This window comes from Rhodococcus sp. ABRD24 (assembly GCF_004328705.1).
Taxonomy (GTDB): Bacteria; Actinomycetota; Actinomycetes; order Mycobacteriales; family Mycobacteriaceae; genus Prescottella.
Genome location: NZ_CP035319.1, coordinates 1,672,143 through 1,689,126, shown reverse-complemented (window position 1 = coordinate 1,689,126; position 16,984 = coordinate 1,672,143). Strand labels below are relative to the sequence as shown.

Genomic DNA, 16,984 nt, shown 5'->3' with positions numbered 1-16,984 from the left:
GCAAAGCGCGGGGAAGCTAGCTGCGCAGGGCGTCGGAGAGCGCCTGCGCGGCGGCTTGCGGGTCCTCGGCCGCGGTGATGGCGCGCACGACGACGACGCGGGTGGCGCCGGCGTCGAGGATCTCCGGCAGGCGCTCCTGGTCGACGCCGCCGATCGCGAACCAGGGCCGCACCGGCTGCGCCTCGGCGGTGCTGCGGACCAGGTCCAGCCCCGACGCCGTCCGCCCCGGTTTGGTAGGCGTGGCCCAGACCGGTCCGGTGCAGAAGTAGTCGACGTCCTCCTCGATCGCGGCGAGGCTGGCCTGTGCGCGGTTGTTCGTCGAGCGTCCGATCACGACGTCCGGGCCGACGATGCGGCGCGCATAGTGCACGGGCAGGTCGTTCTGGCCGAGGTGCAGGACGTCGGCTCCCGCGGCGAGCGCGAGGTCGGCGCGGTCGTTGACGGCGAGCAGCGCGCCGTGCCGGCGGGTCGCGGCACCGATCACCGCGAGCGCGGCCAACTCCTCCTTGACCTCCAGCGGTCCCAGCTCGCGCTCGCCGGCCGAGCCCTTGTCGCGCAGCTGGATGATGTCGACGCCACCGGCGAGCGCCGCCTCGACGAAGTGAGCCAGATCGCCCTTGTCGCGGCGGGCATCGGTGCAGAGGTAGAGACGCGCGTCCGCGAGTCGCTCGCGGGGCGTCAGGCGCTTGACGGACTGGGAGGCATGCACACCTGAAACGGTAGTCTCTAGCGTGGATGAATCAACACGGGAGTCCCGAGGGGTACGGGGCTGAGAGGGGGCCTGCCGGCCCCGACCGTCATACCTGACCCGGATCATGCCGGCGCAGGGAGTGAGGTGGAGTGAATGACCCGATCGGTATCCGTCGTCGGCGGCGGAGTGATTGGCCTGTCGATCGCCTGGCGCGCGGCACAGCGCGGCTGGGCGGTGACGCTGTACGACCCGGCGCCCGGTAGCGGCGCCTCGTGGGTGGCGGGCGGAATGCTGGCACCGCTGTCGGAAGGCTGGCCCGGCGAGGAGAAGGCGCTCGCACTGGGTGCGGCGTCGCTGCAACGGTGGCCCGGCTTCGGCACCGAACTCGAACGTATCGCGGGCGTGAGTCTGGTCACGTCCGACGATTCGCTGACCGTCGCTCTCGACGCCGCCGACGCTGCGGACCTGCACACGATCGCGGAGTGGGTCGAGACGCAGGGCCACGAGCTGCGCATCCTGAACCGCGCTCAGATCCGCGAGCTCGAACCGTCGCTGGGCCGCGGGATCCGGCTGGCGCTGCAGGCGCCCACCGAACTGGCCGTCGACAATCGACTGCTGGTACAGGCGCTGCGGACCGCGACGATCGCCGCCGGTGTCGAACTGGTCGAACGTGCGGTGACGGATCTCGACGAGCTCACCACCGATCAGGTGGTGCTGTCGGCGGGCTCGAACTCCGCGCAGCTGTGGCCGAACCTGCCGGTGCGCCCGGTCAAGGGTGAGATCCTGCGCCTGCGGGCCCGCCCGGGAGTGACGCCCGCGCCGCGCCGCACCATTCGCGGCAGCGTGCACGGACGGCCGTCGTACCTGGTGCCGCGCGCCGATGGCATCGTGGTCGGCGCAACGCAGTACGAGTCGGGACACGACACACAGGTCACCGTCGCCGGTGTCCGAGACCTCATTGCCGACGCGGAGGCACTGATGCCCGCGATCGGCGAGTACGAACTCTACGAGGTGAAAGCTGGTCTGCGACCGATGAGTCCGGACAACCTGCCGATCATCGGCCGGGTCTCGGACCGCATGGTGCTCGCCACCGGGCACGGCCGCAACGGCATCCTGATGACCCCGGTGACCGCGGACGCAACGGTCGCGATCCTCGATGGCACACCCCTGGCGGAGGCGGAAAGCGCCGCCGCCGAACGATTTTCACCTGTAAGAGCATGACAAGCGAGGTTTGGATGAGTGAGATGTTCGGGATTACCGTCAATGGTGAGGACCACGAGTTCGACGGATCGTTGACGGTCACGGAGCTACTGGACCGGCTGGAACTGCCGCAGCGCGGCATTGCGGTCGCGGTGGACGGGACGGTGTTCCCGAAGACGCGTTGGGACGAGCCGGTGGGTCGCGGCTGGGACATCGAGATCCTCACGGCAGTGCAGGGTGGCTGAGATGGGCAAGCTCACGATCGCCGACCGCACCTTCGGCTCCCGCCTGATCATGGGCACCGGCGGCGCCGCGAACCTCGCGGTGCTCGAGGAGGCTCTGGTGGCATCGGGCACCGAGCTGACGACGGTCGCGATGAGGCGCGTCGACGCTGTTGGTGGTACGGGTGTGCTGGACCTGCTGCGCCGACTGGACATCGCGCCCCTGCCGAACACCGCGGGCTGCCGCGGCGCGGCCGAGGCCGTGCTCACCGCGCAGCTCGCGCGCGAGGCGCTCGAAACCGACTGGGTGAAGCTCGAGGTGATCGCCGACGAGCGCACCCTGCTGCCCGACGCCATCGAATTGGTCAGTGCCGCAGAGCAGCTGGTAGACGACGGCTTCACCGTTCTGCCGTACACCACGGACGATCCGGTACTTGCGAAGCGCCTCGAGGACGTGGGCTGCGCCGCGGTGATGCCGCTGGGGTCGCCGATCGGTACCGGCCTGGGCATCTCGAACCCGCACAACATCGAGATGATCGTCGACGCCGCGAACGTCCCTGTCATCCTCGATGCCGGTATCGGCACCGCGAGCGACGCGACGCTCGCGATGGAACTGGGTTGCGATGCGGTGCTACTCGCGACGGCCGTCACCCGTGCGAAGGACCCGGCGCTGATGGCGTCGGCGATGCGCGGCGCGGTCACCGCCGGTTACGAAGCCCGGCACGCCGGCCGCATCCCCAAGCGGTTCTGGGCGCAGGCGTCATCGCCGATGTGACGGATTGATCGAATTCTCTGACCGGCGGCCGCCGCGACACCTAGGCTCGGAGGGACTGTTCCGTCCGTCCAATCCCCGTGAGTAGGACCGCCATGTCGACGACGCTGAACCCGGAACTCTTGAACCTGCTCCGCTCGGACGTCGTGGCGTGGAACGCCAGACGTGACGAGCTGTCGGACGCGCCCGATCTGCACGGCATCGACCTTTCCGGGGCCGATCTCGCCGGGGCCAATCTCACGGGGGCCAACCTCGTGGGCACAGATCTGTCGGGAGCGGATCTCACTGCGGCAGAACTCGGGGGCGCTGATCTGACCGGGGCCAATCTCGCCGGGGCGATGGCGGCGGACGCCGACTTCACGAACGCACATCTGACGAATGCGAACCTGTCGGGCGCGGTGCTCACGCTGTCGTTCCTGACCTCGACGTATCTGGCGCACGCCGTCCTGGCGGGGGCCGATCTTTCCGGCGCCTACATGACCGGCGCGTACCTTGGGGAGGCGGACCTGACGGGGGCGCGGCTGGCGGGTGCGTACCTGGCGCACGCGGATCTCACTGGCGCGGTGCTTTCCACAACGGATGTCAGCGGCGCGGATCTCACCGATGTGACGATGCCGGACGGCGTCATCCGGGCCTGAGTCCGGGTGATCCCTGACAGCGTCTCGGGGTCTGTGTCATCCCTGGGGATGACGCGCGAATAGACCCTCGGCCGATGTGCAGAAGGTCCTGATCGGGCAGAGTGGTCCCCATGATTGAAGTGAGCGGACTGACGAAGGCCTACGGGTCGACGAAAGCGGTGGACAATCTCACGTTCTCCGTGAAGCCGGGCATCGTCACCGGCTTCCTCGGCCCGAACGGTGCCGGTAAGTCGACGACGATGCGGATGATTCTCGGACTGGATACGCCGACGGCGGGTACCGCGCTGATCGAGGGGGTGCCGTATCAGCAGCTCAAGCAGCCACTTCGCACGGTCGGTGCGCTGTTGGACGCGAAGTGGGTGCACCCCAACCGGTCGGCGAAGGCGCATCTGCAGTGGATGGCGGCGGCCAACTCGCTGCCTGCATCACGTGTGGACGAGGTGCTGCGGTTGGTGGGTTTGAGCGAGGTTGCGGGTAAGAAGGCGGGTGGGTTCTCGCTGGGTATGTCGCAGCGGCTGGGTCTGGCCGGTGCGTTGCTGGGCGATCCGAAGGTGTTGCTGTTCGACGAGCCGGTCAACGGTCTCGATCCCGAGGGCATCGTGTGGATCCGCAAGTTCATGCAGAGCCTCGCGGCGGAGGGCCGTACCGTGCTGGTGTCGAGTCATCTGTTGTCGGAGATGTCGCTCACCGCAGAGCATCTGATCGTGATCGGGCGTGGTCGGTTGATCGCGGACACGAGCGTCAAGGACTTCGTCGACCGTTCGTCGGAGTCGTCGGTGCGGGTGCGTAGCCCCCAGCTCGACGCGTTGCGCAGTGTCCTGACCGGGCAGGGTTTCGCGGTCCGCGAGGATGCGGGTGTCGATCATCAGCCGGCGTTGCTGGTCTCGGGTGCGGTGACCGACGACATCGGTGCGCTCGCCGGTGCCAACGGAATCGTCCTGCACGAGTTGGCGTCTCAGCGTGGTTCGCTCGAGGAAGCGTTCATGAAGCTCACCGGTGACGATGTGCAGTATCACGCGCAGGTCGCCGGAGTGCCCGTCGACGGTGCGCAGAACATGGGAGGTGCGCTCCGATGAGCGTGTTGAATGCAGAACGTATCAAGTTGACGTCCACCAAGTCGCCGATGTGGTGCTCGCTGATCGCGGTCGTCGTCAGCATCGGATTCGCGGCCATCATGGGTGCGGCGTACAAGTCGCTGGTGTCGTCGGGCGACAATTCGATGGGCGAGTTCACGGTCGCCTACACCCAGGCCGGCGCGGCGCAGTTCGGCGCCATGCTGGTGATGATCATGTCGGCGCTGGCCGTCACCACGGAGTACCGGTTCGGCGTCATCCGCACGACCTTCCAGGCGATCCCCAACCGGACCCAGGTGATCGGGGGCAAGGCGCTGCTGCTGGCAGCCGTCGCCGCCGTGCTCGGTCTCGTGATCGCGCTCGCCTCGTTCTTCGTAGCGCAGGCGATTTCGGGGGAGTCGCTGTCGATCGGGGCGGGAAGCAACGCCCGTGAGCTGTTCGGCATCCCGATCTACTACGCCCTCCTGGCCGTGCTCGCGGTCGGTGTGGGCACGCTGATCCGTCAGTCGGCGGGTGCGATCTCGCTGCTGCTGCTGTGGCCGCTGGTGATCGAGAGCCTCGCGACGATGATTCCCAAGGTGGGCAAGTACATCGGCGAGTTCGGCCCGTTCAACAATGTGTCGTACTTCCTCGGATCCGGTGGCGCCTATGACTTCCATTGGGGCCCGTGGGGTGCGCTGGCGTACTTCGCAGCGTTCGTCGCGGTCGTGTTCGGCGCCGCACTGTTCGTGGTGAACAACCGCGACGCCTGATATCGCTCTCGAAGCGCCCGGCCGGACTTCCCGGCCGGGCGCTTCGGCTATCTTCGGCCCTGACGACGGAAGGGGGACGCGATGCGGATCGGGATCCTGGCCTACGAGGGCTGCCTGGCGGCCGAGATCTTCGTGTTCTCCGATCTACTCCTCATCGCCAACCGTGTGGTGCGCCAGGCAGGTGGACCGGCAGAGGATCCGTTCCAGGTGTCGGTGATCTCGGCGTCGGCGGCGCCGGTGGCAGCGGCCGGTGGATTCCCGATCGGAGCCCAGCGGTGGGGTCACCGGTTCGATCGGCTGATCGTGCCGGGGTTCGAGCTGGTTCCGGCCGAGGATCTCGATCCTCGGCTGGGGCTGTGGCGCCGCGAGTCCGCATTCCTCCGCGCGGCCGCGGCGCGGGGGACCCACGTCGCTTCGGTGTGCGTCGGCGCATTCCTGTTGGGCGAGGCCGGACTTCTCGACGGGCGCCGATGCACGACGTCCTGGCTGTTCGCCTCGGAGCTTGGCCGACGGTATCCGCAATCGATCGTTCAATCGGAGTCGCTGGTGGTGCGCGATGGCCGCGTCACCACCACCGCCGCGTTCAGTGCCGCACTCGATCTCGCGACGGACATCATCCGCGAACACCTCGGTGACGATATTGCCCGCGCCACAGCCAGAATCACGCTCGTTGCCGAGAACCGCACGAGCCAGTCGCCCTACGTCGTCGAGTCGATGCTGCCAACCGCGCGGGGACCGTTCGCACAGGAGGTCGCGGACTGGTTGGTGGCGCATCTCGCCGATCCCTACGACCTGAACCGTCTGGCGGACGCATTTCACGTGAGCACCCGGACGCTGTTGCGCCGCTTCCGCGCGGAGGCAGACGAGTCGCCGCTCACGTTCTTGCAGCGCGCGCGGGTCCGCGCCGCCAAACGACTCCTCGAGACCACCGATCGGCCCCTGGGCGAGATCATCGAGCGCATCGGTTATCAGGACGCGGGAACGTTTCGCCGTCTCTTCGTCACGCAGGTGGGTGTCAGCCCCGCCGATTACCGGCGAAAGTTCCGTGCCTGACGGGCTTTCCAACCCGGAGAGCTCGCCGTTCTTGGGCACGCCTCGCGGAGCGAGCGGGGTGAGCGTGCCGTGATCGGTTACGCTTCGCGACATGCGAAAGAGGGTGGCGTTCGTCATAGGACTGGCCGGCGCGCTGGTGGTCTCGGGGTGTAGCGATTCGGAGGACCCCGGTCCGCCGATCGACGGGCCGGGCCTCGCGGCGGCGATCAGCACCGACGCGGTTGTCGGTGATCTCGAGCAGCTCGAGCGGATCGCGACCGAGAACGGTGGCAACCGCGCGGCCGGCACACCCGGCTACGACGCGAGCGTCGACTATGTGGTGGGTCAGCTCGAAGATGCCGGATTCGATGTGGAGACACCGGAATTCGATGTGGAAGCCTTTTCGGCGACCACGCAGACACTGCAGGTTGCCGGTCGTGACATCCCGGTGCAGGCGCTGACGTACTCACCGGCGACCCCGGCCGGTGGGTTGGCAGCCCGGCTGGTGCCGGTGCCGTCGGACGACACCCCTGGCTGCGAGGTCACCGACTACGACGGCCTGGACGCGGCCGGCGCGGTGGTGCTGGTGGACCGCGGATCGTGTCCCTTCGTGCAGAAACAGCAGGTGGCGGCGGAGCGGGGTGCGGCCGCGGTCCTCGTAGCCAACAACGAGGATGCCGATCTGGCTGCTGGCACGCTCGGCGAGAGGGACGAGGTGCGCATCCCCACCGCTGGTATCAGTAAGGCCGACGGCGCGGCGCTGCGGCAGGGTGGCGACGTGACGCTCACACTCGACACAAGGATCGAAATTACCAAGTCCCGCAATGTGATTACGCAGACCAAGACCGGCTCCTCCGGCAATGTCGTCATGGTGGGAGCGCACCTGGACTCGGTGCCGGAGGGCCCGGGCATCAACGACGACGGGTCCGGCGTGGCGGTGCTGCTCGAAACAGCGCGCCGGCTCGGTGCGAAGCCGAACGTCGACAACGCGGTGCGGTTCGCGTTCTGGGGCGCCGAGGAGATCGGCCTGCAGGGCTCCGAGGCGTATGTGAACGGTCTCGACGACGCGGCCCGCGCGGATATCGCGATGTACCTGAACTTCGACATGGTCGGCTCGCCCAATGCCGGATTCCTCGCCTACGACGGCGACAATTCCGGCAAGGCGGGCGACGGTCCGGGGCCGGAGGGATCGGCGGGAATAGAGCGCACTTTCGAGGCGATCCTGTTGCAGTTGGGCATTTCGCCGGACGGCACCGCCTTCGACGGCCGCTCCGACTACGGCCCGTTCATTGCGGTCGGAATCCCGGCTGGCGGGCTGTTCACCGGCGCCGACGAGGACAAGACCGCAGATCAGGCAGCGAAATGGGGCGGGCAGGCGGATGCGGCGTTCGACCCGAACTATCACAAGACCAGGGACACGCTCGCAAACGTGGACCGGCAGGCGCTCGCCATCAGTGCCGAGGCGATCGGATACGGCATCGGACATTATGCGCAGTCCATCGGCGGGCCGAACGGGGTGCCAGCGGCAGGGGATGCGCGCACCTCTGCGCGCGCCGACGCGGGGAAATAGACGCCGAATTGGCCGCACGCTGGACCTCTGCGGGATCCATCGGGCGCGATTATCCTTGCCGGGGTGAGTGACGACTCGCTCGACGACGGCGCCACCCCGGACCCACCGCAGGTGGATGCCGGTGCCGAGGGTGGGTCTGCAACGGTGACGGGTTCGGTCGCGAAATGGGTGCGTGACACCGACCGGCAGCCACAGCTCGTGGACGCGGTCCGGCGGATCCGGCGGGCGCTTCCCGGCGATCCCGCGTTCGGTGACCCGCTGTCGACTGCCGGTCCGGGTGGGGCCCGGGCGGCAGCCCGCCTGATCGACGCAGGTCCGGGCGCTTCCCGCGAGGTGAGCATGGCGGCGCTCCAGGTGCTGCAGGCGGTCCTCGAGAAGGCCGAGAGGGCATGGGGCAGCCCTGCGGACGGTGAGGTCACGATCGTCTTCACCGACCTGGTGGGATTCTCCAGCTGGTCGCTGTCTGCTGGTGACGGCGCCACCCTCTCGCTGCTGCGGGAGGTCGCTACGACGGTGGAGCCGGCGATGAGTGAATACGGCGGCCAGGTCGTCAAGCGGCTCGGCGACGGACTGATGGTGGTGTTCGACCACCCGGACAAGGCGGTGGAGGCGGTGTTCGCGGCCCGTGCGGCGCTGGCGACGGTGACACACGACGGCTACCGTCCCCGCATGCGCGTAGGCCTGCACACCGGGAAGCCACAGCCCATCGGGGCCGACTGGTTCGGCGTGGACGTCAACGTCGCGGCCCGGATGATGGAGCTCGGCGGCAATGGCAACGTCGTGATGTCCGGCAACACGTACGACGCGATCGGCGCGGAGCGGCTCGCGGAGTTGGGCCTGGTGGCCAAGCGGTACCGGCGGGGGCTGCTGGCGGCGCCGCAGCGAGGAGTGCCGGAGGATCTGCGGATGTTCGTGCTGCGGCCGGCACCCACACCACGGTGAGCCTGTTGGCCGGAGGTACGAGGTCTTCTCCGACGTGCCGGCCGCTCAACCCCCGTTGGACTCGACCCTCTCGGTAGGGGTCTTGTCCATTGCAGACGCAATTGTGGCGTCTCGGTCTGCACCGAGTCCGACGATCAGATTGAGCAACAGCGGAGTGAGGATGAGCTCCTCGGCGTTGCCGTTGGTGCCGAAATGACCAGCGATTTCGAGGAGTAGGAACCCGTGTAGTGCGCTCCACAGTTGTGAGGCGACAAGATGCGGGTCGGCCGGGTCCAACCGTCCTGCCTCGATCGCCCGATCCGCCAGTGACACCAGCATTTCGAATGTGTGCAGTCCAGCCGCGGCGATATCCGCTGATTCTGGACGGTAGCCGCCCAGTGAAGCGCTGCCGAACATGACGGAGTACAGCTCCGGGTTGTCGAGCGCGTTCGTTCGATACGCACGGGCGGCTTCGGCCAGGTCCAGAATCGCGTCGTCGGTCTGGGGGACCAGCGCAAGTGCTGTTCCGAGACGGGTGAAGCCCTCCTCGACGATCGCGGCAACCAGATCGGGCATCGAACCGAAGTGGGTGTAGACCGACATGGTGGAGGTGCCGGCCTCGGCAGCGACCCGACGGGTGGAGAGCGCTGCGGGACCTTCAGAAGACAGTAGACGTGCACCGGCCTCGAGTAGCCCCATCCTCATCGACGGATCCACGCTGCGTCTGGCCATGTTTCGGATTATTCCACGCGGCGGTTCGTCAACCACTACTTTGGGTGACGCCAGCTATGTCATCTGATATCACGGCTGTTATAGATGCGATCAGGGGTGGGACCACGGTGGGGAACATGTATCTCGAAGGTGGATTCGGACCGGTGAGGGAGGAGCTGACTCTTACGGACCTGACGGTCACGGGTGCTATCCCGAACTATCTCGACGGCCGCTATCTGCGCAACGGGCCGAACCCCAGCGCCGAGGTCGATCCCGAAACCTACAACTGGTTTGCCGGTGATGGCATGGTCCACGGGCTGCGGATTCGGGACGGGAAAGCGGATTGGTACCGCAATCGCTTTGTCCGCAACGCCGAGGTGTCGGTCAGGCTCGGCGAGCGGCCACGAAGGATCTCGCGCGGCGCGGGCTACGGTGCGGTCGGCGCCAACACGAACGTGATCGGGCATGCTGGGCGCACGCTTGCCCTGGTTGAGGCCGGGGTCGCGAACTTCGAGTTGACGGACGAGCTGGAGACGATCGGGACGTGCGATTTCGACGGCACGCTGCCCGGCGGCTACACCGCGCATCCATTACGCGATCCGCTCTCCGGTGAACTGCACGCGATCTCGTACTTCTTCGGCCGCGGAAACACCGTGCAGTACTCGGTCATCGGCAAGGATGGGCGCGCGCGACGTCGACTGGACATCGAAGTGGGTGGAAGCCCGATGATGCATGGTTTCGCGCTTACCGAACAGCACGTGCTGATCTTCGATCTGCCTGTCACGTTCGATCCACGTCAGGCGGCGGCGATAACGGTGCCCCGGCCCCTCCGCTGGACTGCACAATTGGTGTTGTCGGCAATGGTCGGACGCGTCCGGATCCCGGACCCCGTCGGGTTCGCTATGGCGGAGAGGGCGCCCGGGAACAGCGGATTTCCGTATTGCTGGGACGATTCCTATTCAGCCCGGATCGGTGTCCTGCCCCGGGACGGCGTGGCATCCGACGTTCGTTGGTTCGAGGTGGATCCCTGCTACATCTTCCATCAGGCGAACGCATACGACGACGGAAACACCATCGTCCTCGATGCTGTCCGTCATGAGCGTGTCTTCGACAACAACCGTCTCGGGCCGACCGAAGGCGCACCGACGATGAACCGGTGGGTCCTCGACCTGAATTCCGGCCGTGTTCGCGAACAACTGCTTGATGGTCGGACGCAGGAGTTCCCCCGCATCGATGAGCGGCTGATCGGCCGTCGGCACCGTTACGCGTACGCACCGATCATGGACCGGGTCGATGGACATCCGTCCGGCACATTGCTCAAACACGACCTTGTTGCCGGCGCCGCAGTCTCGAAGGACTTCGGACCTGGAAAGGAGCTCGGCGAGTTCGTTTTCGAGCCCGCTGCACCGGATGCGTCCGAGGACGACGGCGTGCTCATCGGATTCGTATACGACAGAGCGGCCAATCGCAGCGACCTGACTTTCGTCGACGCTGAGACACTGGAGACCGTTGCGGCTGTGCATCTTCCAGCGAAGGTGCCACACGGATTCCACGGAAACTGGATTCCCGAGACCGGATGATCAGTGCCGATGGCGCCTGATCTCGGTGAAGGTGCTCGTCATCGGAGGGTTCCGAGGACGGGCCACATCGGGTCTCGTCGATGACTCTGATCCGGTAGCAGGCCCTAGCGGACCATTCGGACGACTTCGCGAAACTGTTGCCGCCCCCAGTACCCGGCGCGCACACTGGGGGCGTGGCCGAGCCCGAGCATCCACAGCGAACACCCTTTTACGGGGTGCTGATGATCATCGCGGCACTGGCGGCAGCGATCGTGGTGAGCTACTACGGGCCCACGTGGCTCCGGATTGCCGTCTACATCCTCGCGGTACCGGTGGTGGCCGTCGGTTTCGTCATGACTTTGCGGGACTACTCACGCTGATCAGGCGTTTTTCGGGTCCAGTCGCCACAGCGGCGACACTGGACCGTGTCCGGCGCCCAGGTCGTACGACGCCTCGAGGCACTTGGTGACCCACTCTTTGCCGAACGCCACCGCGTCGGGCATTCCGTAGCCGTTGGCGAGCGCACACGCGACGGCCGCAGCAAGGGTATCGCCGCCTCCGTGATCGTTGCCGGTGTCGATCCGTGGGCTGGTGAACTCGTGGAAGGTGTCACCGTCGAACAGCAGGTCGGTGCTCGATGTCGACGAGCGCAGGTGCCCGCCCTTGACCATCGACCACTGCGCGCCGAGTGCGTGCAGAGCCTCGGCGGCGCGGCGCGCGGTGGCGTCGTCGACCACCTCGATGCCGGTGATCAGACGCACCTCGTCGAGGTTGGGTGTCACCAGCGATGCGATGGGGATGAGAGTGTTCCGGACGGCGTCGAGCGCCTCCGTGTGGAGCAGTGGATCGCCGTGCATTGACGCGCACACCGGGTCCACTACCAGCGGGATCGAGCCATCGCGGCCGATGCCGACCTCGGTGCATACCTGCGCGACGGCCTCGATGATCGCGGTGGACGCGAGCATCCCGGTCTTGGCGGCGGCGACGCCGATGTCCTCGACCACGCAGCGCACCTGCGCGGCCACTGTTTCGGGCGGGATCTCGTGGAATCCGCTGACGCCCATCGAGTTCTGCACCGTCACCGCGGCGACCGCGACACACGCGTGCACCCCGCACAGCGCCATGGTGCGCGAATCGGCCTGGATGCCCGCGCCGCCGCCCGAGTCGGTGCCGGCGATGGTGAGGGCGCGGATCGGGGTCTGGCCGGTCGGCGTCAGGGGCAGGTAGTTCACGGCCTCGAGCCTACCCATGCGATCGGGTGCGGCGACCGCTGGTGCGAGGCGTTCATTCCGAGGCTGGGTGAGAGCACCCGCGACGTGAGTCGTCCCGGCGCCGGAAGGATACCGGCACCGGGACGAGGTCAGCGGTGGATCAGGTCATGCAAGGTGGATCAGGGCTCGAGCAGTTCCCAGCCCGCCACGTTGTAGACGGCGCTGGTGGTGGACAGGGAGTTGCCGGTGCCCGCGGAGGGCAGGCCCGCCCTCAGGTTGACAGCCCAGTTCAGGGATCCGAGCGGGCCGCATCCGGTGGCGCCGGGGACGGCGAAGTCCGCTGCCTCGTGGGTGGCCTGGGGCCAGACGCCACCGGGTACGTCGGGTCCGTTGGTAGAGATCCACTCGGCCGTCCCGGCCTCGACGAGATCGAGGGAGAGGTTGATCGGGTTGGCGGCGGAGCCGATGTAGCAGTTGTCGCCGAGGAGCGGGTTGGACAGCTTCATCCGCACAGGAAGCTGCACCGCGAGGTTGTAAGGGTCGACGGCGGGCAGGGCGACCGCTTCGACCGTTGCCTGGATGGCCGTGGGGCCGAAGTTCTCGGCTGAGGCGGCGCCGAATGCTCCGCCGGGGACGGTGATCGGGTTGGCGTACACGCCGAACTTGCCGTCGTCGGCGGCCGGGACGAAGGTTTGGATTGTGGGGTCGTCGGCGTCCTGGGAGACACCGCCGGCGATCATCAGGCTGCCGTCGGGGACCGCGACGTCGAGGTTGCCGATGCGCATGTCGCCGTCCCGGATGATCACCGTCATACAGGTGCCCAGGTCGGTGACGGGGTTGTAGACCAGATCGAGCTGGCAGGTGTCCCAGTTCTCGAACTCGTACGGCGTGCCGGGTGTGGCCGACGAGCCGGTAGAGGAGCCGCTGCTGCCGGAAGAGCCGGACAGGCTGCCGGAGCTGCCTTCGGCGGCGTTCGCCACGCCGCCACCGGCCAGGGCCAGCGCAGCCACGGCGGCCAGGACGGTGGAGCGTGTGGTCTTGTTCTGCACGTAGTACCCCCATACGTTTACTCGTGTCCACAATCCTGATTCGGTCGAATCCTGATAGGTGGTCCCGAGATGTTTACTGTCAGAGCAGGTGTCGGTCACGAGCGGCGAGTCGGGCTCGGGCTCGATGCCGTGGCGTCGGGGTGAGTCGGATGCCGGTTGGCGAAGGGGCTTACCGAGCGGTGGTGCAGCTCGGTAAGTTCCCCCCCGGGTTCCCCGTCCTGGGTCAGAGGCGAATCTGACCGCGAGCGTGTACGGATCGTTACATATACGACGCGGCCGAGTGAAGGTTTTGAAGAGAATTGATCGTGCTTTACAGGATTTCGAAAAATGAACTGCAGTACAGCAATTCGGTCGGTTCGCGCAGGTTGCGTATGGATCCGCGTGCAGGAGCGGCATGCGTCAACTCAATCGTCGGCGGTGGATCAGGGCATGCGGGGTGGATCGGGGCGCGATCAGTTCCCAGCCTGCCACGGTTGCAGACGGGGCGGTGGTGGACGGGGAGTTGCCGGTGCCCGCAGAGGGTGGGTCTGCCTGCAGGCGCACGGCCCAGTTCATCGAGCCGCAGAGCCCACGTCTGGTAGCTCCGAGGGCGGCGACCCTGCTATGTGGCGGTTTCGAGGCGATTCACGAATCCGAAATCGGAATCGGAAGATGTACTGCGGTGAAATCTTTGAGCTAAATGTCGTGTTTCGCGTACCGCAGGGCTGTGTATCGGCTCGGCGGTGATCGAAGCAATTCGATCGAGGCGGAAGGTCTGAGTCGAGGTGCCAGGCGATGAACGGTGGAACCAAGTGTTTGCGTCGAGATGGCTGGAGTTCGAATAGGAAGCCTGTGGCGGCGCGTCAGGAAGGTCCGCGGTTTTCGACAAGAGTGTCCGAAGATGTTGTGCACCAATGTGTATGGAATGCGACGTGGGGAACCCGGGCTCACGTTCGGCGATCATTGTGAGGTAGAGGATCGCGACTATCCAAGGGCCACAACATGTGTCGGACGGTTGTCTAAGTCAATGGGGGTCTCGACACGCCCGGAAATGGGATCGGCAAAAACCGTCACGCAGCGGCGTCGTGCATGTAACGATCTGTTACACGCTCACGGTCAGGCTGGCATCAGGCCTGGCTGAGGATGGGGAATCTCGGGGGAGACCGGGATGAGCACAACTCCGCTCATCTCGGACTAACGCCACCAGCGCATGCCCGACTCACTCCAACGCCATGCATCGCGCCGAGTCTCAGTGTGTTTCGAGGCGATGCTCTTCTGTCAGAAGTGCGCTCGGGCAGGAACATCGAACTCGCTCGAATAGGCCTGGCTGGGTGAATATTCCGTTTGGGGGTTCTACGTGCAAAAACTCATGGCCCGCTCCACGATCCTGGGTGCGGTGACAGCTCTGGCGCTGGTCGGTGGTGGTGTGGCGACCGCGGCCGCCCCCGCAGCGGGGGCGAAGTACGAATTCAAGAATTGGGACACCTGCCAGCTCGACAAGGTCTACGACCCTGTCACCGATCTCGGCACCTGTATGACCGTCGTGGTTCGGGACGGCACGATGCGCATCGGTGGCCTGGACGTTCAGATTGCGGATGGAAGCTTGATGATTGCCGGTGGTGTCAGCCAGCCTGATCCGGCCAATCCGACTAATCAGGTCTTCGTTCCCGCCGCAAACGATGGCAAGTTCGGTGTGTACTCGAAGTCGATCAGTGTCCCGGGTGGCGCACTCGGCACCAGTTCGTCCGAGGACTTCGGCCCCACCGCCATCCAGGCAACGGTCGAGGCGGTCGCCCTGCCCGACGTCCAGCCCTACACCCTCGGTGTGGAACTCCCGGTGCGGCTCAAGCTGTCCAATCCGCTGCTGGGGAACAACTGCTACATCGGTTCTGCGTCCAACCCGGTCCGTCTTTCACTCGATCTTCAAAATGCTGGTGCTGCGCAATGGATTTCGGATACAGTTCCCGGTGTGCCGGGTGGGGTCTGGCCCCAGGCAACCCACAAAGCCACCAACTTTGCCGTGCCCGGCGCTAGCGGGTGCGGGCTCTTCGGCTCGCTGAACTGGGCCGTCAACCAACGTGCGGGCCTGCCCTCGGGTGGCGGAGGGAACTTCCTCTCCACCACCAGCTCGGTCTACAACGCTGCGGGATGGGAGCTCCAGTAGCTCTGCAGTTCGATTCATTCCGTGAATGCCTTTCCTCCGCAAACCGTTCATCCGAACGGGGGCTCTACCTCACACAAAGGAGAAGTAGATGACGAAGAAGGTTCTCAATCGTGGTAGCGCGGTTCTCGCTGTCGCGGCAGTTGCGACGTTGACGGCTGCGGGGATGTCGTATGCCTCGACGACGATCACTCCCGCCAACACGCCGGTGACCGCGACGAGCAGTGATCTCCGGATGACCACCCCGGGGTACACCATGCGCTGCACCAATGTGTCCGGCAGTGGATCGACCCCGGCCGCCCCCGGCAACAGCAATCCCTCCGTCGGCGGGATCCCGATCGACATCACCACCGTGAGCATGTCGAGCTGCACGCTCAACGGTCAGACTGCGAATGTCGCAACCAGCGGGGTCTGGAAGCTGAATGTCAATCACGATGGTGCGTCCCCTCAGGGTTCGCTGATCATCCCCGCCGGTGGAGCGGTGGTAACCGTGCCGTCGAGTGGTTGCTCGATCACGGTGGGAGCGAGCACGATCGGGCCACTGCCGTATGCGAAGCCGTCGGTGACGGCGTCGAATTCCGGGACGATCAACTTCAACTCGAGTGGTGGCGGCGTGTGCCCGCCGGCAGGCCCCGGTACTGCCAACTTGACGGGCAAGCTGACGTTCACGCCGGGGGTGGATGTCACACCGTGACCCTGGCCTGAACTCGACCGTCCCGGTGCTCGTGTTGATGGGTACCGGGACGGTTGATGCAGTATGAGTTCAGATTGGGTTGGCTGCAAGGAAGATTCGAGTATCTCTCCTGAGGGCAATGAGGAGAAACGAATGGCGACGAAGGTTCTCAATCGCGGTAGTGCGGGTCTGGTCGTCGCAGCGGTTGCGATGTTGGCGGCTCCGGGGATGTCGTACGCCTCGACGACGGTCACTCCTCCGGATACGCCGGTCGTAGTGACGAGCAGTGAACTCCGGATGTACACCCCCGGATACACCCTGCGGTGCACGGATGTCTCGGGTTACGGGATGATTCCGGCCGCGCCTGCCAACAGCAGTCCTTCTCCCGGGGGAATCGCGATCGATATCAGTTCCATGAATCTGTCGAGCTGCGCACTCAACGTTCAGCCGGTGAGTGTCGTGGCCAGTGGGATCTGGAGACTGATGGTCGATCACGACGGAGCGTATCCACGGGGCTTCCTGATCATCCCTGCCGGTGGGGCGGTGGTTACAGTTCCGCCGATCGGTTGCTCGATCACTTTGGGTACGAGCACGATCGGGCCGCTGCCATACACGAAGCCATCGGTGATTGCCTCGAACACAGGGACCGTCAACTTCAATTCGACGGGTGGAGTGGGGTGCCCGCCAGCAGGGTCCGGTACGGCCACCTTGAATGGCAAGTTGAGGTTCTCGCCGGGGATCGATATCTTGCCATGACCCGAATCTGGTCGG

At 66.0% G+C, this 16,984-nt stretch carries 19 protein-coding genes and 1 riboswitch; of the genes, 13 read left to right on the top strand and 6 right to left on the bottom strand.

Translation table 11 applies throughout. The annotated features are described in order from the left end of the window. Positions 1-16 precede the first annotated feature (16 nt). Positions 17-709, bottom strand: a complete 693-nt coding sequence (thiE, locus tag ERC79_RS07605; protein WP_131577083.1) for a thiamine phosphate synthase — start codon at positions 707-709, stop codon at positions 17-19. A 26-nt stretch (positions 710-735) separates the two neighbouring features. After that, positions 736-847, top strand: a riboswitch (TPP riboswitch). On the opposite strand from thiE, the gene thiO reads away from it, so the two are divergent. The 9 genes from thiO (at position 845) to ERC79_RS07560 (ending at position 8,891) form a co-directional block, all read left to right on the top strand. Next, on the top strand, positions 845-1,912 hold the full coding sequence (thiO, locus tag ERC79_RS07600; protein ID WP_131577082.1) for a glycine oxidase ThiO: 1,068 nt from the start codon (positions 845-847) through the stop codon (positions 1,910-1,912). Its footprint overlaps the riboswitch before it by 3 nt. Before the next feature lie 14 nt (positions 1,913-1,926). Beyond that, positions 1,927-2,136, top strand: a complete 210-nt coding sequence (gene thiS / locus ERC79_RS07595) for a sulfur carrier protein ThiS (protein WP_131577080.1) — start codon at positions 1,927-1,929, stop codon at positions 2,134-2,136. A 1-nt stretch (position 2,137) separates the two neighbouring features. After that, positions 2,138-2,887 carry a thiazole synthase gene (locus ERC79_RS07590; protein ID WP_165497051.1) on the top strand — a complete coding sequence of 250 codons (750 nt, stop codon included), beginning with the start codon at positions 2,138-2,140 and terminating at the stop codon, positions 2,885-2,887. A 77-nt stretch (positions 2,888-2,964) separates the two neighbouring features. Beyond that, entirely contained in the window at positions 2,965-3,522 is a 558-nt protein-coding gene (locus ERC79_RS07585; RefSeq protein WP_242676769.1) for a pentapeptide repeat-containing protein, read from the top strand. Between the two features lie 110 nt (positions 3,523-3,632). Next, a complete protein-coding gene (locus ERC79_RS07580; RefSeq protein ID WP_131577074.1) occupies positions 3,633-4,598 on the top strand; it encodes an ATP-binding cassette domain-containing protein in 966 nt (321 codons plus the stop codon). After that, positions 4,595-5,347, top strand: coding sequence for an ABC transporter permease (locus tag ERC79_RS07575; RefSeq protein ID WP_131577072.1), 753 nt, complete (start codon positions 4,595-4,597; stop codon positions 5,345-5,347). Before ERC79_RS07580 ends, ERC79_RS07575 begins: the two co-directional genes overlap by 4 nt. Before the next feature lie 81 nt (positions 5,348-5,428). After that, positions 5,429-6,400, top strand: a complete 972-nt coding sequence (locus tag ERC79_RS07570) for a helix-turn-helix domain-containing protein (protein WP_131577070.1) — start codon at positions 5,429-5,431, stop codon at positions 6,398-6,400. A 91-nt stretch (positions 6,401-6,491) separates the two neighbouring features. Beyond that, a complete protein-coding gene (locus ERC79_RS07565; RefSeq protein ID WP_131577068.1) occupies positions 6,492-7,949 on the top strand; it encodes a M20/M25/M40 family metallo-hydrolase in 1,458 nt (485 codons plus the stop codon). A 144-nt stretch (positions 7,950-8,093) separates the two neighbouring features. Then, the gene (locus ERC79_RS07560) at positions 8,094-8,891 is read left to right on the top strand and encodes an adenylate/guanylate cyclase domain-containing protein (protein ID WP_242676857.1); all 798 of its coding nucleotides are present in this window, start codon (positions 8,094-8,096) and stop codon (positions 8,889-8,891) included. Between the two features lie 45 nt (positions 8,892-8,936). Here ERC79_RS07560 and ERC79_RS07555 read toward each other — a convergent pair whose 3' ends face one another. Next, the gene (locus ERC79_RS07555) at positions 8,937-9,602 is read right to left on the bottom strand and encodes a TetR/AcrR family transcriptional regulator (protein ID WP_131577064.1); all 666 of its coding nucleotides are present in this window, start codon (positions 9,600-9,602) and stop codon (positions 8,937-8,939) included. A gap of 107 nt (positions 9,603-9,709) precedes the next feature. Here ERC79_RS07555 and ERC79_RS07550 point away from each other — a divergent pair, with 107 nt between their 5' ends. Further along, complete coding sequence (locus ERC79_RS07550) at positions 9,710-11,161, top strand: carotenoid oxygenase family protein (RefSeq protein ID WP_278249734.1); 1,452 nt, start codon at positions 9,710-9,712, stop codon at positions 11,159-11,161. 173 nt (positions 11,162-11,334) lie between these two features. Further along, entirely contained in the window at positions 11,335-11,520 is a 186-nt protein-coding gene (locus ERC79_RS07545; protein ID WP_131577060.1) for a hypothetical protein, read from the top strand. Here ERC79_RS07545 and thiD read toward each other — a convergent pair whose 3' ends face one another. Both thiD and ERC79_RS07535 read right to left on the bottom strand, forming a co-directional pair. Then, entirely contained in the window at positions 11,521-12,372 is an 852-nt protein-coding gene (gene thiD / locus ERC79_RS07540) for a bifunctional hydroxymethylpyrimidine kinase/phosphomethylpyrimidine kinase (protein ID WP_131577058.1), read from the bottom strand. Positions 12,373-12,530: 158 nt separating this feature from the next. Then, on the bottom strand, positions 12,531-13,400 hold the full coding sequence (locus tag ERC79_RS07535; RefSeq protein ID WP_131577056.1) for a hypothetical protein: 870 nt from the start codon (positions 13,398-13,400) through the stop codon (positions 12,531-12,533). 1,336 nt (positions 13,401-14,736) lie between these two features. On the opposite strand from ERC79_RS07535, the gene ERC79_RS07530 reads away from it, so the two are divergent. Next, on the top strand, positions 14,737-15,543 hold the full coding sequence (locus tag ERC79_RS07530; RefSeq protein ID WP_131577054.1) for a hypothetical protein: 807 nt from the start codon (positions 14,737-14,739) through the stop codon (positions 15,541-15,543). Positions 15,544-15,612: 69 nt separating this feature from the next. Here ERC79_RS07530 and ERC79_RS23365 read toward each other — a convergent pair whose 3' ends face one another. Further along, entirely contained in the window at positions 15,613-15,918 is a 306-nt protein-coding gene (locus ERC79_RS23365; RefSeq protein ID WP_165497050.1) for a hypothetical protein, read from the bottom strand. Positions 15,919-15,987: 69 nt separating this feature from the next. Further along, positions 15,988-16,227, bottom strand: coding sequence for a hypothetical protein (locus tag ERC79_RS23360; RefSeq protein WP_165497049.1), 240 nt, complete (start codon positions 16,225-16,227; stop codon positions 15,988-15,990). Positions 16,228-16,366: 139 nt separating this feature from the next. Here ERC79_RS23360 and ERC79_RS22955 point away from each other — a divergent pair, with 139 nt between their 5' ends. Then, positions 16,367-16,969: a hypothetical protein gene (locus ERC79_RS22955; RefSeq protein WP_165497048.1), complete on the top strand. Its 603-nt coding sequence runs from the start codon at positions 16,367-16,369 to the stop codon at positions 16,967-16,969. Positions 16,970-16,984 lie beyond the last annotated feature (15 nt).

What these genes read in the sequence shown, in the direction of transcription:
- ERC79_RS07565 (WP_131577068.1), top strand. Translation starts at nt 6,492, where the DNA reads ATGCGAAAGAGGGTGGCGTTCGTCATAGGACTGGCCGGCGCGCTGGTG.
- ERC79_RS22955 (WP_165497048.1), top strand. Translation starts at nt 16,367, where the DNA reads ATGGCGACGAAGGTTCTCAATCGCGGTAGTGCGGGTCTGGTCGTCGCA.
- ERC79_RS07555 (WP_131577064.1), bottom strand. Translation starts at nt 9,602, where the DNA reads ATGGCCAGACGCAGCGTGGATCCGTCGATGAGGATGGGGCTACTCGAG.
- ERC79_RS07575 (WP_131577072.1), top strand. Translation starts at nt 4,595, where the DNA reads ATGAGCGTGTTGAATGCAGAACGTATCAAGTTGACGTCCACCAAGTCG.
- ERC79_RS07590 (WP_165497051.1), top strand. Translation starts at nt 2,138, where the DNA reads ATGGGCAAGCTCACGATCGCCGACCGCACCTTCGGCTCCCGCCTGATC.
- thiO (WP_131577082.1), top strand. Translation starts at nt 845, where the DNA reads ATGACCCGATCGGTATCCGTCGTCGGCGGCGGAGTGATTGGCCTGTCG.
- thiS (WP_131577080.1), top strand. Translation starts at nt 1,927, where the DNA reads ATGAGTGAGATGTTCGGGATTACCGTCAATGGTGAGGACCACGAGTTC.
- ERC79_RS07570 (WP_131577070.1), top strand. Translation starts at nt 5,429, where the DNA reads ATGCGGATCGGGATCCTGGCCTACGAGGGCTGCCTGGCGGCCGAGATC.
- ERC79_RS07580 (WP_131577074.1), top strand. Translation starts at nt 3,633, where the DNA reads ATGATTGAAGTGAGCGGACTGACGAAGGCCTACGGGTCGACGAAAGCG.